Here is a 15,577-nt window from a genome sequence, read left to right as displayed (position 1 = left end):
CGGAACGACCATGCACGTCACGCATCTGTCGCTGGCCGACTTCCGCTCCTATCCCCGGGTCGAGGTCCCGCTCGACCCGGGGGTGACGGCCTTCGTCGGGCCGAACGGGCAGGGGAAGACCAACCTCGTCGAGGCCGTCGGCTACCTCGCCACCCTCGGCAGCCACCGGGTCTCCTCCGACGCCCCCCTGGTCCGCATGGGCGCCGAGCGCGCGATCGTCCGGGCCCAGGTGAGGCAGGGCGAGCGGCAGCAGCTCGTCGAGCTGGAGCTCAACCCCGGGCGCGCCAACCGCGCCCGCATCAACAGGTCCTCGCAGGTCAGACCACGCGACGTGCTGGGGATCGTACGGACCGTGCTGTTCGCGCCGGAGGATCTGGCCCTGGTGAAGGGCGACCCCGGGGAGCGGCGGCGCTTCCTCGACGAGCTGATCACCGCCCGCTCGCCGCGGATGGCCGGGGTCCGTTCCGACTACGACCGGGTGCTCAAGCAGCGCAACACCCTGCTGAAGTCGGCCGCCCTGGCCCGCCGGCACGGCGGCCGCTCCATGGACATGTCCACCCTGGACGTGTGGGACCAGCACCTCGCGCGCGCCGGCGCCGAGCTGCTCGCCCAGCGCCTGGACCTGATCGCCACGCTCCAGCCGCTCGCCGACAAGGCATACGAGCAGCTCGCCCCGGGCGGCGGGCCGCTCGCGCTGGAGTACAAGCCGTCGGCACCGGGCGAGGCGCACACCCGCGAGGACCTGTTCGAGCAGCTGATCGCGGCGCTCGGCGAGGCCCGCAAGCAGGAGATCGAACGGGGCGTCACCCTGGTCGGCCCGCACCGCGACGACCTCCAGCTCAAGCTGGGCCAGCTGCCCGCCAAGGGCTACGCCTCCCACGGCGAGTCCTGGTCGTACGCGCTCGCGCTGCGGCTGGCCTCCTACGACCTGCTGCGGGCCGAGGGCAACGAGCCGGTGTTGGTGCTGGACGACGTCTTCGCCGAGCTGGACACCCGCCGGCGCGAGCGCCTCGCCGAACTGGTCGCGCCCGGCGAGCAGGTGCTGGTCACCGCCGCGGTCGACGACGACGTGCCGCACGTGCTGTCCGGGACGCGGTTCGCCGTGTCCGAGGGGACGGTGGAGCGCGTATGACGGAGAACACACCCCAGGAGCCGAAGCCACCCCGGCTTCCGCAGCCGGCCGGGCAGCCCGAGCCCTCCGGCGTCGACCTCGCGCGCGTGGCGCTGCGCGCGGCCAAGGACGCCGCCCGCGCGCGGGGGGACGCGGCGCAGCAGAAGAAGCAGGCGCGCCGCGGCGGCGGGCTGCGCTCCGGCGCGCGGGCCGACGGCCGCGACCCCATGGCGCTCGGTGCCGCGATCAACCGGCTGATCACCGAGCGGGGCTGGGAGGCCCCGGCCGCGGTGGGCGGCGTGATGGGCCGCTGGCCGCAGATCGTCGGCGAGGACGTCGCCAAGCACTGCGTGCCCGAGAGGTACGACGAGGACGAACGCGTCCTGGTCGTGCGCTGCGACTCCACGGCCTGGGCGACCAACCTCAGGCTGCTCGCGCCGACCCTGGTCGCCCGTCTCAACGAGGACCTCGGGCACGGCCGGGTGCGGCAGATCAAGGTGCTCGCCCCGAGCGCTCCCACGCGCCGTTACGGCCCTCTGCGCGCCCCTGGCAGCACGGGTCCCGGCGATACCTACAGGTGACTTACATCACGTCTCACCGGCCCGGAAGTGCGGGTCCGGTCTTCTCGGCATGGCGCCGCACAAGGTTGCGAATCGGGAGCTGACTCCTAAGTAGCAACGGGTTGACGGCTGAAAGCGCTGAGTGCCGCTGTGAGCCTCTTGGAGCCCCCATCCGTATATCGGGAGTCGGACGAGACCCGTCGAGGGCGGCACATGCGGACTCAGGTACCCGCAAACCCCCATCAGTGTCAGTGCTACCGGTAGAATGGAGAGCAATCCCGCCCCCAGCGTGGGGACCGTCCGGGAAAAGCTGAGCAACGCTGATTTCAAGGCTTACCAACGCAACATGCCGCAGCCGCTCCGGCAGCCCTCCCCCGCGGAGGGGGCACCCCCAGGAGCCCGGCTCGTGCTGTGCCAGAAAGGGCGCTTCGTGGCCGATTCCGGCAACCCCAACGAGAACATCCCGTCCACCGACGCAGGCGTGACCGGCGAGGCGATCACCTCCAACGGCGAGGTCACCGCCTCGTACGACGCCAGTGCCATCACCGTCCTCGAGGGTCTGGACGCGGTCCGCAAGCGACCCGGCATGTACATCGGCTCGACCGGTGAGCGCGGTCTGCACCACCTGGTGCAGGAGGTCGTCGACAACTCCGTCGACGAGGCCCTGGCCGGCCACGCCGACACGATCGACGTCACGATCCTCGCCGACGGCGGCGTCCGCGTCGTCGACAACGGCCGCGGCATCCCGGTGGGCATCGTCCCGTCCGAGGGCAAGCCCGCCGTCGAGGTCGTGCTGACCGTGCTGCACGCGGGCGGCAAGTTCGGCGGCGGCGGGTACGCGGTCTCCGGCGGTCTGCACGGCGTGGGCGTCTCCGTCGTCAACGCCCTGTCCACGAAGGTCGCCGTGGAGGTCCGCACCGACGGCTACCGCTGGACGCAGGACTACAAGCTGGGTGTCCCCACGGCCCCGCTGGCGCGGCACGAGGCCACCGAGGAGACCGGCACGTCGGTCACCTTCTGGGCCGACGGCGACATCTTCGAGACCACCGACTACTCCTTCGAGACGCTCTCCCGGCGCTTCCAGGAGATGGCCTTCCTCAACAAGGGCCTGCGCATCAACCTCACCGACGAGCGCGAGTCGGCGAAGGCCACCGCCGGCGCGGACGAGGCGGGCGAGGACGAGAAGCACGAGGTCAAGAGCGTCTCGTACCACTACGAGGGCGGCATCGTCGACTTCGTGAAGTACCTCAACTCCCGCAAGGGAGAGCTGGTGCACCCCACCGTGATCGACCTGGAGGCCGAGGACAAGGACAAGAACCTGTCCCTCGAGGTCGCGATGCAGTGGAACGGCGGCTACACCGAGGGCGTGTACTCGTTCGCCAACATCATCCACACGCACGAGGGCGGCACCCACGAGGAGGGCTTCCGCGCGGCGCTCACCTCGCTGATCAACAAGTACGCGCGCGACAAGAAGCTGCTGCGCGAGAAGGACGACAACCTCACGGGTGACGACATCCGCGAGGGTCTGACCGCGATCATCTCGGTCAAGCTGAGCGAGCCGCAGTTCGAGGGCCAGACGAAGACGAAGCTGGGCAACACCGAGGTGAAGACCTTCGTGCAGAAGGTCGTCTACGAGCACCTCACCGACTGGCTCGACCGCAACCCCAACGAGGCCGCGGACATCATCCGCAAGGGCATCGCGGCGGCCACCGCGCGCGTGGCGGCCCGCAAGGCCCGCGACCTGACGCGCCGCAAGGGCCTGCTGGAGTCGGCGTCCCTGCCGGGCAAGCTCTCCGACTGCCAGTCGAACGACCCCGAGAAGTGCGAGATCTTCATCGTCGAGGGCGACTCCGCCGGCGGCTCGGCCAAGTCCGGCCGCAACCCGCAGTACCAGGCGATCCTCCCGATCCGCGGCAAGATCCTCAACGTCGAGAAGGCGCGCATCGACCGCATCCTGCAGAACCAGGAGATCCAGGCGATGATCTCCGCGTTCGGCACGGGCGTGCATGAGGACTTCGACATCGAGAAGCTCCGCTATCACAAGATCATCCTGATGGCGGACGCCGACGTCGACGGCCAGCACATCAACACGCTGCTGCTGACCTTCCTGTTCCGCTTCATGCGGCCCCTCGTCGAGGCCGGGCACGTGTACCTCTCGCGTCCCCCGCTGTACAAGATCAAGTGGGGCAAGGACGACTTCGAGTACGCGTACTCCGACCGCGAGCGCGACGCCCTGATCGAGATGGGCCGCAACGCCGGCAAGCGCATCCGCGAGGACTCCGTCCAGCGGTTCAAGGGCCTCGGCGAGATGAACGCCGAGGAGCTGCGCATCACGACCATGGACCAGGAGCACCGCGTCCTCGGCCAGGTCACCCTCGACGACGCCGCCCAGGCCGACGACCTGTTCTCGGTCCTCATGGGCGAGGACGTCGAGGCCCGCCGCGCGTTCATCCAGCGCAACGCCAAGGACGTCCGCTTCCTCGACATCTGAGTCGGTCTCAGCTGACCGCACCAGGAAGGACCTTCACCAGCAATGACCGACGAGAACACTCCCGTGACGGCGCCCGAGGACGACGCCCTCGCCATGCGCGTCGAGCCCGTCGGGCTCGAGACGGAGATGCAGCGCTCGTACCTCGACTACGCGATGTCCGTCATCGTGTCCCGTGCGCTGCCCGACGTCCGCGACGGCCTCAAGCCCGTCCACCGCCGCGTGCTGTACGCCATGTACGACGGCGGCTACCGCCCCGAGCGCGGCTTCTACAAGTGCGCCCGCGTCGTCGGCGACGTCATGGGCAACTACCACCCGCACGGCGACTCCTCCATCTACGACGCCCTCGTGCGCCTCGCCCAGCCCTGGTCGATGCGCATGCCGCTCGTCGACTCCAACGGCAACTTCGGCTCCCCGGGCAACGACCCGGCCGCGGCCATGCGGTACACCGAGTGCAAGATGGCGCCGCTGTCGATGGAGATGGTCCGCGACATCGACGAGGAGACCGTCGACTTCACGGACAACTACGACGGCCGCTCCCAGGAGCCGACCGTCCTGCCGGCCCGCTTCCCGAACCTGCTGATCAACGGCTCGGCCGGTATCGCGGTCGGCATGGCGACCAACATCCCGCCGCACAACCTGCGCGAGGTCGCCGCCGGCGCCCAGTGGTACCTGGAGAACCCCGAGGCCTCCCACGAGGAGCTGCTCGACGCGCTCATCGAGCGCATCAAGGGCCCGGACTTCCCGACCGGCGCGCTCGTCGTCGGCCGCCGGGGCATCGAGGAGGCCTACCGCACGGGCCGCGGCTCCATCACGATGCGCGCGGTCGTCGAGGTCGAGGAGATCCAGAACCGCCAGTGCCTGGTGGTCACCGAGCTGCCCTACCAGGTCAACCCGGACAACCTCGCGCAGAAGATCGCCGACCTGGTGAAGGACGGCAAGATCGGCGGCATCGCGGACGTCCGCGACGAGACCTCCTCGCGCACGGGCCAGCGCCTGGTCATCGTGCTCAAGCGGGACGCGGTCGCCAAGGTCGTGCTGAACAACCTGTACAAGCACACCGACCTGCAGACCAACTTCGGCGCCAACATGCTGGCACTGGTCGACGGCGTGCCGCGCACGCTTTCCCTGGACGCGTTCATCCGGCACTGGGTGACGCACCAGATCGAGGTCATCGTCCGCCGTACGCGCTTCCGGCTGCGCAAGGCCGAGGAGCGGGCGCACATCCTGCGCGGTCTGCTGAAGGCCCTGGACGCCATCGACGAGGTCATCGCGCTGATCCGGCGCAGTGACACGGTCGAGATCGCCCGCGGCGGCCTGATGAGCCTGCTGGAGATCGACGAGATCCAGGCCAACGCCATCCTCGAGATGCAGCTGCGCCGACTGGCCGCCCTGGAGCGCCAGAAGATCGTCCAGGAGCACGACGAGCTCCAGGCGAAGATCAACGAGTACAACGAGATCCTGGCCTCCCCGGTCCGCCAGCGCGGCATCGTCAGCGCGGAGCTGGCCGCGATCGTCGAGAAGTACGGCGACGACCGCAAGACGAAGCTGATCCCCTACGAGGGCGACATGTCCATCGAGGACCTGATCGCCGAGGAGGACATCGTCGTCACGGTCACCCGGGGCGGCTACATCAAGCGCACCAAGACCGACGACTACCGCGCCCAGAAGCGCGGCGGCAAGGGCGTGCGCGGCGCGAAGCTCAAGGAAGACGACATCGTCGACCACTTCTTCGTGTCCACCACGCACCACTGGCTGCTGTTCTTCACGAACAAGGGCCGGGTCTACCGCGTCAAGGGCTACGAGCTGCCCGACGCCGGCCGGGACGCCCGCGGCCAGCACGTGGCGAACCTGCTCGCCTTCCAGCCGGACGAGGCGATCGCCGAGATCCTCGCGATCCGCGACTACGAGGCGGTCCCCTACCTCGTCCTGGCCACCAAGGCCGGCCTGGTGAAGAAGACGCCTCTGAAGGATTACGATTCGCCGCGCTCCGGCGGTGTCATCGCGATCAACCTCCGGTCGATGGACGACGGTTCCGACGACGAACTGATCGGTGCCGAGCTGGTCTCGGCCGACGACGATCTGCTGCTGATCAGCAAGAAGGCGCAGTCGATCAGGTTCACCGCGTCGGATGAAACTCTTCGCCCCATGGGCCGTGCCACCTCGGGTGTCAAGGGCATGAGCTTCCGCGAAGGGGACGAGCTCCTCTCGATGAATGTTGTTCGACCCGGTACGTTCGTGTTCACTGCCACAGACGGCGGGTACGCGAAGCGGACCGCCGTCGACGAGTACCGCGTCCAGGGTCGCGGCGGCCTCGGCATCAAGGCTGCCAAGATCGTGGAGGACCGCGGCTCGCTCGTCGGCGCGCTGGTGGTCGAGGAGACCGACGAGATCCTCGCCATCACGCTGTCGGGCGGTGTGATTCGTACGCGAGTCAACGAGATCAGGGAAACCGGCCGTGACACCATGGGCGTCCAACTGATCAATCTGGGCAAGCGCGATGCCGTCGTGGGCATCGCTCGCAACGCCGAGGCGGGGCGCGAGGCGGAAGAGGTCGACGGCGACGTGGTCGTCGACGAAACCGCCGAGGAAGCCGCCGCCACCGGCACGGACGAGGGTGAGGCGCCCTCGGCCGAGTAGGCACGAGGAGTGAGTCAGCGTGAGCGGAGCCACGGGCGCCGGACCGAGCGGTACCTCGACGGGTACGGACACGGGCGACGGCGGCCGTGGCTCCGCCGCGCGGGCGGCGGACCCGCAGACGACCAACCTGAAGCCGATCAGGTCCACGGACAAGGACACGCCCGCGCACGGGGCGCGTGACGGCAAGGGCGCGGCGGGCACGGACGGCCGCGGTGCGCAGGCGCGGCCGAAGGGCGGCGCGGACGCGGCCGCCCAGGACCAGGGCGCCGCCTCCCCGCTCCCGGGCGAACGGCAGACGCAGCAGCAGGCGGGCCCGTACCACCCGCCGCAGGCCTACCCGGCGCAGCAGGGCGCCGCCGCCGGCGCTGCCGCGGCCGTACGGCGGCCTCGCACCGGTGCCGGGGCGCGGACCGTGCCGCGGGTGCGCAAGGCGCGGCTGCGGGTGGCGAAGGCCGACCCGTGGTCGGTGATGAAGGTGAGCTTCCTGCTCTCCATCGCCCTCGGCATCTGCACGATCGTCGCGGCGGCCGTGCTGTGGATGGTCATGGACGCGATGGGCGTCTTCTCGACGGTCGGCGGCACGATCTCCGAGGCGACCGGCTCGAACGAGTCGAACGGCTTCGACCTGCAGGCCTTCCTGTCGCTGCCCAACGTGCTGCTGTTCACCTCGGTCATCGCGGTCATCGACGTCGTCCTGGCGACAGCCCTCGCGACGCTGGGCGCGTTCATCTACAACCTCTCCGCCGGCTTCGTCGGCGGCGTGGAGCTGACGCTCGCCGAGGACGAGTGAGCACCCCTCCTCCGCGCGTCTGACCTCCTGCGGAAGGGGCTCATGACCGTCCGGTACCGGTGTCCCGGCAACCGATTTTGGGACTGCCCGTGTCGTGCGCTAATCTTCAGGAGTCAGCGCGCGGGACACACACCGCAGAGCGCGGCGGGGCTATAGCTCAGTTGGTTAGAGCGCATCCCTGATAAGGATGAGGCCACAGGTTCAAATCCTGTTAGCCCCACATGGTGGAAGACCCTCAGTCGCCAGCGACTGGGGGTCTTCGGCGTTCACGGCGTACGTCGGCCGATGAGTGGATCTTCCAGCATCCCGGCAGGGCTCAGAGCGGTAAGGGGGAGGAGCCGTGCAGCTCACGGTGCACTGGTCGGACCTGTGGGTGCCCGCTTCGATGATCGTCCTGAGCGTCATCCTCAGCTCGGTGACGCGGCGGAGGCGGCACAGGCGGCAGACAGCGGTCCGGCAGGGCTCACGGACTCACTGGGAATGGCTGCCGTTCGTGTTCGGGCTGGCTACGGCGCTCGGAGAGCTCTCGCTCCTTCTCGACCTACCGGATCCCTGGACCACGGTCATTGACGTGATGGCCCGTGCGCTCGCCCTCACGACTGTCTTCATGGTCTTCCGGACGGTTTTCATCCTTGTCGTGCGCGGCACTCGGCGGGTGTTCCGGCGCCGAGGAGCGGACACCAGCGGCTGACAGCAACTGCCGTGCCGGGGGACATGCGTGAGCCCGGCGGCTCTGTCGAGCTGCCGGGCTCTGTACGCAGGATCGCCGGGATGGGATCAGGGGGTCAGCGCTGGAGCGGTGTGAGGTGGTCGCTCTCGGAGTCGCTGTCGTCGTCGGCGCAGTCGGTGGTGGCCGGGGCCGCCTGGTCCGCGACCGGGCGGTGGCGGCAGCGGGGCGTCTTCCCGTGGGCCTCGGCGCGGATGCGCTGCTTCATCGTGGGGGGCAGGGCCCTGGCTTGCGTCCAGGGGAACGTGGCCGGTGCCGTCCGCTGCTGCGGGATGCTGCCGCCGGTGCTCGTGCTGTTGCGCTCCTGCTCGGCCTGCGGTACCGCCGCGGCGGCGGTGGTCGTGGTGACGAGTCCGAGCGTCGTGCACAGCGCCAGGAAGGCGGTGACGATCGCGGTCCACAGCTTCATGACCTTGTTCCGGGCCATGGCCCCTCACTTTCGGGTCGGGCGATTTGCGTACTTTCCTCATGATGTGTATGTGGGCCGGGAAGTGGTGGATCTCCGACCGTGGCGCCGCGATGTTCAGATGAACACCACTCGGATGGCCCTATGAGGGTCGAAAAGGTGAGGAGGACGGCGAAAAGCGGCCAAAAGTCACCGACGGTCAGGGTGTGATCACCCTCCGATCCGATCGGCCGCTCTGGCTTCGATCCCGCTGTACGGGAGGTGAGTTGAGGGCCGACTCAGGTCACCGATCGGTCTCGGTCGGTGTGTATAGTCGGGCGCCAGAGGTCCCCTACGTCAAGGAAAGACGAGGTCGCGCGGTGAAGAAGCTTCTCCTGGTCGCACTGGCCGCCATCGGCGGGCTCCTCGTGTACCGCCAGATCCAGGCGGATCGCGCCGAGCAGGATCTGTGGACGGAGGCGACCGACTCCGTGCCCACGGGTTCGTGAGTCACGACCACCCCTAACGAGCAGACCCCGGCCGCCTCGCGGTCGGGGTTTTGTGTGCCGAGGGGCGGCCGCGAAGCCGGTCGGCGGGGCAGGATGGGCCACGGTTTCACGGTCCGTGGTCCGGCGACGGTGAGGGGTGGCGCGTGAGGGGACGGTGCCGTACGGCCCGGGAGTGGCCTGCGAGCGCGGGGCGCGGGCGTCACGCGCGGGTGGTGCGCCGGGGAGCCGCCGCGGTGGCGCTGGTGCTGTCGGCCGCCGTCGCGCCAGTTCAGGCGGTGGCTCTGCCGGCGGTGTCCGGGACGGCCACGGCACCGGGTTCCTACGGTTTCGCCGAGGACGCCACTCGCATCGAGGGAGCCCGCACCACCGCCGACGCCGACCCCCTGACGCCCGGCCGGTCCTATCGGAGCTCTCTCCCGAGCCGCGACAAGGTCAGCTACCGGCTCGATCTCGACGCCACGACGAACGCCTACGTCTCGGTCACCGCCGTTCCTCCCCCGGGCAGTTCCGTCTCCGTCGTCGACGGTCTGAAGGTGTCCGTGCAGGACGCCGAGGGCAATTCCTGCTCCGTCGACACCACGACGTTCGGCACCGCCCGCAGCCCCCACCCGATCGCCGCCTGGGGCATGCGCGAGATCTCCCCCGGCAAGCCCCTGTGCCGCGCGGACGGCGCCTACCACGTGACTGTCGAGCGCGCCGACCCCGAAGGGGAGGGCTCCTCGCCGGACACCTGGGAGCTGGAGATCCTCGCCGTGACGGAGCCGCAGACGGCGAAGGCCGGTGCCACCGGTGCCCCCCAGACATGGGACTCCGCCACCCCCCAGCCGCTGCAGGGGGACGCCGAGCAGCGCAAGGGCGCTGCCGGGTTCGCCGGGGCGACTCCCCTGGACCGGGGTGTCTGGCGGGACGAACTGCGCCCCGGGCAGACGGTCTTCTACACGGTGCCGGTCGACTGGGGTCAGCAGCTCGCGGTCACCGCCGACCTCGGCAGCTCGGACTCGGGAGGCACGGGGTATGTCTCGGACGCCTTGGAGGTGACCCTCTACAACCCCGCCCGCGGCCATGTCGCCCGCCTCGGCGTCGGCTACGACGGCGACCAGAAGTCCGGAAGCCTGCCGCCCTTGCCGCCCGTGGACCACGCCAACCGCAACGCTCCCCTCGCCCAGACCGGTGCCCTGCGCTTCGCGGGCTCCTACTACCTGGTCGCCCATCTGTCGGAGAGCGTCGCCGACAGCTTCGGGGACGGGCCCTTCGCGACGACTCTGCGGGTCGACGTGCGCGGAACGGCCGAGGCGGGACCGGACTACGCGGGGGAGTCCGACCCCGAGGGCTTGTTCGACGTCTCGGAGGAGGACAGGGAGGCGGCGGCCGCCGGAGTGCCGGGCGGCGACGACACCGCGCTGCGCGTGGTCGCCGTGAGCGGCATCGGCACCGGGAGCGCGCTGCTGGTGGGGCTCGGTGTCTGGACCCTCCTGGTGCGTCGGCGGAGCCCCGTGCGGAGCTGACCCGGGCAAGGCCCCGGGCCGCGTCAGAGCTGGGCCAGGGCCCAGAAGCCGACGGCGTAGCAGGCGAGCGCGAGGATCAGCAGAGGGACGACCGCCTTGGCCGGGGGGCCGGGGCGGGCCGCACGCCGGGCGCGGTGCCGTGCCGGCAGCTGACCCGCGGGTGGCGCGGTCTGCGGACTCTGCGCCGTGTACGAGGCCGTGACGGGCTCGGCGCGGTAGTGCTGCGCGGGCGGCAGCGGCTGGGCCGTGTACGTCGGCGGGAAGGGCTGCGCCGGGGGCAGCGGAAGCGTGGGGTCGTGCGGGGAGACGGGGCGCTGCGGGGGAAGTGCTTCGGCGTGCGGGCGCGGGGAGGAGGTGACCGTGCCCTGCGGGGGCGGCAGGGGGAAGCTGTCGGTGTCCGACATGGAGGACTGAGAGGGCTGCGGGGCCGGGGCGGCCGCCTCGCCTGTGGCAGCGAACTGGCCCTGGGATGAGGGCGGCTGGCCGGTCGCTGTGGGCCAGGGGGTGCTCGGGGGGTGCGAGGCATGGGAGGGGTCGCTGAGACCGGAGTGCTGTGCGGGGGCGCCGGGATTCGAGGGATCGGCGGGGGCGAGGGAAGGACGGTGACCGGCGGGCTGTGCCGGATCGGACAGCTCGGATGTTCCGTCGGCTGCGGCTGCGGCTGCGGCTGCGGCTGCGGCTGCCGCGGGTACGGCCGGCCGGGGGGAGCTGTGGTCCGTTACGTGCTCGCTCGGCGGGCGTGAGCTGTGGTCCGTCGCGGAAGCAGTCGACGGACCTGAGCTGTGGCCCGGTGCGGGGCCGGTCGGCAGGCCCGGACTGTCGCCCGATGCCGGGCCCGTCGATAGGCCCGGGCTGTCGCCTGCTGCGGGTCCGGTCGGCAGGCCCACGCTGCCGCCCTTCGCGGGATCGGTCGGTCGACGCGGGTCGTGGCCCGACGCGGGGCCGGTCGCTAGGCCCGGGTTCTGGCCCGACGCGGGATCGGTCGGTAGGCCCCTGTTCCGGCCTGTCGCGGGGTCGGTCGGTGCGCCTGGTGCTGGGGCTGCCTGGGGTCGGGGCCTCTGCCCGGTCGTCGAGTCGGTCGCCGGTGCCGCAGGAGGCCCGTCCGTCGAACCTGAGCCGGTGGGGGAGCCCGGCGTCTCGTCGTCCGGTCCCGGCCCTCGGCCGGGCGCCTCCCCGTCCGGCTCGGCCCGGCCGGTCGGCGCCTCCGCGGGCGCCAGCCCTCTCGCCCGGCGCAGCGGCCCTTCAGGGGCGAACCCCTGGGGCAAAGGGCCGAGTTGGTCGAAGATCTCGATCAGTTCGTCGTCCGGACCCGGCTCGGGGAGCAGCTCCGCCGCGGCCGCGAGGGCCTTGCGCGCACCCGTGGCGCTGCGGAACCGTGCCTCGGGGTCCGGCTGGAGCAGGCCGGCCACCACCTGCCACAGCGGCTCGGGGATGCCCTTGGGCGCACCGGGCGTACCGTGCTCGGCGAAGTACTGGATCAGTGCCTTGCTGTCCGGCTTGGCGCCCTCCAGCAGGTACAGGGCGACCAGCCCCACGGCGAACAGGTCGGCCGGGAAGTCCGGCTCGGCCCCCATCAGCTGCTCCGGCGCCAGGTAACCCGGCGTGCCCACCACGAGGTTGGTCTCCGTCAGGCGGGGCTCGCCCAGGCGCATGGCGATCCCGAAGTCGGACAGGCGCAGGCGCGGCCGTCCCGTGCCGGTGGCCTCCAGGAGCACGTTGGCGGGCTTGACGTCACGGTGCACGACACCCTCCGCGTGCACGGCGGCCAGGCCCGCGAGCAGCTGGTCGAGCAGGGTGCAGACGAAGGCCGGCGGCAGCGGGCCGTAGTCCCCGACCAGGTGGACCAGGGAGCCGCCCGCGACCAGGTCCATGGTGAACAGGACCTTGTCGTCGTCGGCTGCCCAGCTGGTGGGCGCGAGCACATGGGGGTGGTCGATCCGCAGGGCCTGTTCGCGGACGAACCGGAGCAGGGAGTGGGCGTCGCTCTGCAGCAGGACCTTGGCGGCGACGTAGCGGCGGCGGCGGTGGTCCCAGGCGCGCCAGACGGCGCCGACCCCGCCGCGTCCGATCGGGTCGACCAGTTCGTACCGGCCGGCGAAGACCTCACCCATGGCTGTCCGTCGCTCCTCCCCCAGTGGCTACCCCCGTTGCCTCCCCCGTGGCGGGCACCGCGACTCCCCCGGACTCCCTCCGAGCGGTCCCCGTGGCGCATCCCCCGTCACTTCACGCGCAGCCCGCTGCCGAACCCCCTTCGGCGGCGGGCGTGGGTTCAGTTCTGGTGGGACTGGTAGTGCGCGACGGCGTCCGAGGTGCGGCCGGCGCCGTAGACCCGGAGGAACTCTGCCAGTTCCGGATGGGTGGGGGCGAGGGTCTCGGCGGCGTCGATGATGTCGCCGGCGGCCGCGACGGAGCGCAGCAGCGACTGGATCTCACGGACGACCCGCTTGACCGTGGGGGCACCCGAACTGCTCGTCGTCTGCGTGGTGTTGCTGAGCACCGAGCCCCCCTGAGACTTCTTGATCTCCTCCATGCGCTCGGTGGCCTCGGCGGCGCTGACGCTGCCGTCCGCGACCTGCCCCGCCAGGTCCTGCAGCAGCTGCACCCGCTGCACCACGGCGGGGTTTCCGATCTTCGCCCGCTGACCGCTCATCAGCTGGGACAGCATGGGGGCGGACAGTCCCAGCACCCCGGCGAGACGAGCCTGGTTGAGCCCAAGATCGTCGATGAGCTTACGGAAGAGCGCCCCCAGCGGCTCCCCATACCAGTTCCGCTGCAGTTCCCGCGCTCTTGCGGTGGCTTCCTGCTGTGCGGCGTCCATTGCGTCTCCCCATCGCTTCCCCAAGTACGGCGGTTCGCGGTAGCGAACCACGCCGAGCATCTTACGGAGCGTGGTCGTCGACGGGGACCCCCAATCTTTTTGCGGAACCACGGGGGTGACCCGGTACTCTGGTCTCCGACGCCCGCCGGGACGCGGTTTCCCCGTCGGACGTCTCCTTCCGGGGCCTTAGCTCAGTTGGTAGAGCGCTGTCTTTGCATGGCAGATGTCAGGGGTTCGACTCCCCTAGGCTCCACGCCCGAGAGGCCCTCCGAGCTGCGGAAACGTAGATTCGGAGGGCCTTTCTCCTGTCCGCCGCCGGCGCGTCCGGGCAGGTGTTTCACGTGAAACAGCGCGGCGGGGCCGGAGACCTCAAGTCTCCGGCCCCGCCGCGCTGTTGGATCCGGTGGCGGTCAGGAACGGTCGTCGCGCCGGGCGGCCTCTTCCTCCGCCTGCTTGGCTTCGACCTCCGGGTCCAGGACGGACTCGCCCGTGCCGTCCACGGAGGACAGGCGCCCCGACTCGGGGACCTCCGTCGCCGCGGGCGGCTCGACCAGCCAGTCCGGGTTGGCCTGCTTGTCCCACCACTTCCACACGGCGAAGGCACCGCCCGCGACGGCGCCCACGATCACGAGCGTCTTCATGGCCTTGCCGGCCCTGGCCCGCCGCTGCTGCTTGCGGATGAGCTTCTGGATCTCCTTCGACGAGACCTGGCCGCGCAGTGCGGCCATGACCGCCGCACTCCGGGCCGCTGCCTCGGTCGTGACGGGTCCGGCCGCGGCCATCGCCTGCTCGATCCGCGGTCGGGAGTACTCCGCCGCCTGACGGGCGGCCTGGCGGGTGCGGGCGGCGGCCTCATGGGCGGCCTGGTCGACCTTCGGCGGCACATGCGTGCGGGCCTGCTCCAGATACGGCTGTACATGCGTGCCGTACTGAGCGCGAGCCTGCCCGGCTGCCTGCGTCACCTTGGGCGCCAGCCGTACGCGTGCCTCGTGTGCGTAGTGCGCGGCCCTGTCCTTGGCCGTGTCGGCGTAGGGCGCCACCACTTCCGCGGCGTGCAGCACGCTCTCCTTCGCCGAACCGGTCGCGGCGCGCACGCTGTCGATGCGGGTCACGGGTTCCTCCTCCTCGGTGGCGTACGGTAATTCGACTTTCCACCCTTTTACGGATCATGCCTCTCGGTGCACGACCGGGCATGCGCGGACGGGCATCCGGGTCACGGGAACAGTGACCAAGCGCCGATCACGTGCAATAGCGGATGAATAAGGGGCAACAGGAGCTTGTCGTCGACAATGCCACGGATCGGCGCCGTGCGCCCCCGACCCGGAAGGACTCGGCCGGATTTCTGCGAGCTGCCCGCCGAGGGTTTCCCCCCGCTGCACCGAGGCCGGGCGACGCGGAGGCCCGTCCATGCGAGGATCAGGGAGTCACAGAAAGACAACGGAAGGCAGATCGTGGCTGAGCAGCTCTACGCCACCCTGAAGACCAACCACGGCGACATCGAGGTCCGGCTGCTGCCGAACCACGCCCCCAAGACGGTCAAGAACTTCGTCGAGCTCGCCCAGGGCGAGCGGGAGTGGACGAACCCGGAGACGGGTCAGAAGACCACGGACAAGCTCTACGACGGCACGGTCTTCCACCGGGTGATCAGCGGTTTCATGATCCAGGGCGGTGACCCGCTGGGCAACGGCACCGGCGGTCCCGGCTACCAGTTCGAGGACGAGTTCCACCCGGACCTGCGCTTCGACAAGCCCTACCTGCTGGCGATGGCCAACGCCGGCCCGGGCACCAACGGCTCGCAGTTCTTCATCACCGTCTCCCCGACGGCGTGGCTGACCCGCAAGCACACCATCTTCGGCGAGGTCACGGACGCGGCCAGCCAGAAGGTCGTGGACACCATCGCCACGACCCAGACGAACCCGCGCACCGACCGCCCGCTGAACGACGTGGTCATCGAGTCGGTCGTCATCGAGACCCGCTGAGCCGGGTACCGAGGCCTCCACGGGGAACCAATCGCCCTGCTCGTCCGTAAGGATGGGCAGGGCGG

13 protein-coding genes and 2 tRNA genes are annotated in these 15,577 nt (G+C 70.5%); 11 read left to right on the top strand and 4 right to left on the bottom strand.

Features of this window, described 5'->3' with window-relative positions; genetic code table 11:
• Positions 1-10 precede the first annotated feature (10 nt).
• The 7 genes from recF to ACFYWG_RS26195 all read left to right on the top strand — a co-directional run bounded on the left by recF (position 11) and on the right by ACFYWG_RS26195 (position 8,280).
• The gene (gene recF / locus ACFYWG_RS26225) at positions 11-1,132 is read left to right on the top strand and encodes a DNA replication/repair protein RecF (RefSeq protein ID WP_376325667.1); all 1,122 of its coding nucleotides are present in this window, start codon (positions 11-13) and stop codon (positions 1,130-1,132) included.
• The gene (locus ACFYWG_RS26220; RefSeq protein WP_389203897.1) at positions 1,129-1,692 is read left to right on the top strand and encodes a DUF721 domain-containing protein; all 564 of its coding nucleotides are present in this window, start codon (positions 1,129-1,131) and stop codon (positions 1,690-1,692) included. Before recF ends, ACFYWG_RS26220 begins: the two co-directional genes overlap by 4 nt.
• 409 nt (positions 1,693-2,101) lie before the next feature.
• On the top strand, positions 2,102-4,162 hold the full coding sequence (gene gyrB, locus ACFYWG_RS26215; RefSeq protein WP_376325991.1) for a DNA topoisomerase (ATP-hydrolyzing) subunit B: 2,061 nt from the start codon (positions 2,102-2,104) through the stop codon (positions 4,160-4,162).
• 42 nt (positions 4,163-4,204) lie between these two features.
• The gene (gyrA, locus tag ACFYWG_RS26210; protein ID WP_376325664.1) at positions 4,205-6,799 is read left to right on the top strand and encodes a DNA gyrase subunit A; all 2,595 of its coding nucleotides are present in this window, start codon (positions 4,205-4,207) and stop codon (positions 6,797-6,799) included.
• Between the two features lie 19 nt (positions 6,800-6,818).
• Positions 6,819-7,589, top strand: coding sequence for a DUF3566 domain-containing protein (locus ACFYWG_RS26205; protein WP_383504182.1), 771 nt, complete (start codon positions 6,819-6,821; stop codon positions 7,587-7,589).
• Positions 7,590-7,735: 146 nt separating this feature from the next.
• Positions 7,736-7,809: transfer RNA gene (locus ACFYWG_RS26200), tRNA-Ile, on the top strand.
• 120 nt (positions 7,810-7,929) lie between these two features.
• Positions 7,930-8,280: a hypothetical protein gene (locus tag ACFYWG_RS26195; protein ID WP_389203896.1), complete on the top strand. Its 351-nt coding sequence runs from the start codon at positions 7,930-7,932 to the stop codon at positions 8,278-8,280.
• Between the two features lie 94 nt (positions 8,281-8,374).
• Here ACFYWG_RS26195 and ACFYWG_RS26190 read toward each other — a convergent pair whose 3' ends face one another.
• Complete coding sequence (locus ACFYWG_RS26190; protein WP_389203895.1) at positions 8,375-8,743, bottom strand: DUF6344 domain-containing protein; 369 nt, start codon at positions 8,741-8,743, stop codon at positions 8,375-8,377.
• Positions 8,744-9,081: 338 nt separating this feature from the next.
• On the opposite strand from ACFYWG_RS26190, the gene ACFYWG_RS26185 reads away from it, so the two are divergent.
• Both ACFYWG_RS26185 and ACFYWG_RS26180 read left to right on the top strand, forming a co-directional pair.
• On the top strand, positions 9,082-9,210 hold the full coding sequence (locus ACFYWG_RS26185) for a DLW-39 family protein (protein ID WP_003999697.1): 129 nt from the start codon (positions 9,082-9,084) through the stop codon (positions 9,208-9,210).
• 233 nt (positions 9,211-9,443) lie between these two features.
• Complete coding sequence (locus tag ACFYWG_RS26180; RefSeq protein ID WP_389203894.1) at positions 9,444-10,715, top strand: hypothetical protein; 1,272 nt, start codon at positions 9,444-9,446, stop codon at positions 10,713-10,715.
• 23 nt (positions 10,716-10,738) lie between these two features.
• Here the strand turns inward: ACFYWG_RS26180 and ACFYWG_RS26175 are convergent, their stop codons facing one another.
• Both ACFYWG_RS26175 and ACFYWG_RS26170 read right to left on the bottom strand, forming a co-directional pair.
• Positions 10,739-12,826, bottom strand: a complete 2,088-nt coding sequence (locus tag ACFYWG_RS26175; protein WP_389203893.1) for a protein kinase — start codon at positions 12,824-12,826, stop codon at positions 10,739-10,741.
• A gap of 158 nt (positions 12,827-12,984) precedes the next feature.
• Positions 12,985-13,533 carry a DNA-binding protein gene (locus tag ACFYWG_RS26170; RefSeq protein ID WP_086560503.1) on the bottom strand — a complete coding sequence of 183 codons (549 nt, stop codon included), beginning with the start codon at positions 13,531-13,533 and terminating at the stop codon, positions 12,985-12,987.
• A 180-nt stretch (positions 13,534-13,713) separates the two neighbouring features.
• Here ACFYWG_RS26170 and ACFYWG_RS26165 point away from each other — a divergent pair.
• Positions 13,714-13,786, top strand: a tRNA-Ala gene (locus ACFYWG_RS26165).
• Between the two features lie 157 nt (positions 13,787-13,943).
• Here ACFYWG_RS26165 and ACFYWG_RS26160 read toward each other — a convergent pair.
• A complete protein-coding gene (locus ACFYWG_RS26160) occupies positions 13,944-14,645 on the bottom strand; it encodes a DUF5324 family protein (RefSeq protein WP_376325655.1) in 702 nt (233 codons plus the stop codon).
• A 339-nt stretch (positions 14,646-14,984) separates the two neighbouring features.
• Between ACFYWG_RS26160 and ACFYWG_RS26155 the strand changes: the two genes are divergently transcribed.
• On the top strand, positions 14,985-15,512 hold the full coding sequence (locus ACFYWG_RS26155; protein ID WP_383511506.1) for a peptidylprolyl isomerase: 528 nt from the start codon (positions 14,985-14,987) through the stop codon (positions 15,510-15,512).
• Positions 15,513-15,577: the final 65 nt, after the last annotated feature.

Origin of the sequence: Streptomyces sp. NPDC003456 (genome assembly GCF_042878735.1) — a bacterium.
Taxonomy (GTDB): domain Bacteria; phylum Actinomycetota; class Actinomycetes; order Streptomycetales; family Streptomycetaceae; genus Streptomyces.
This window is presented reverse-complemented; position numbering and strand designations above follow the sequence as displayed.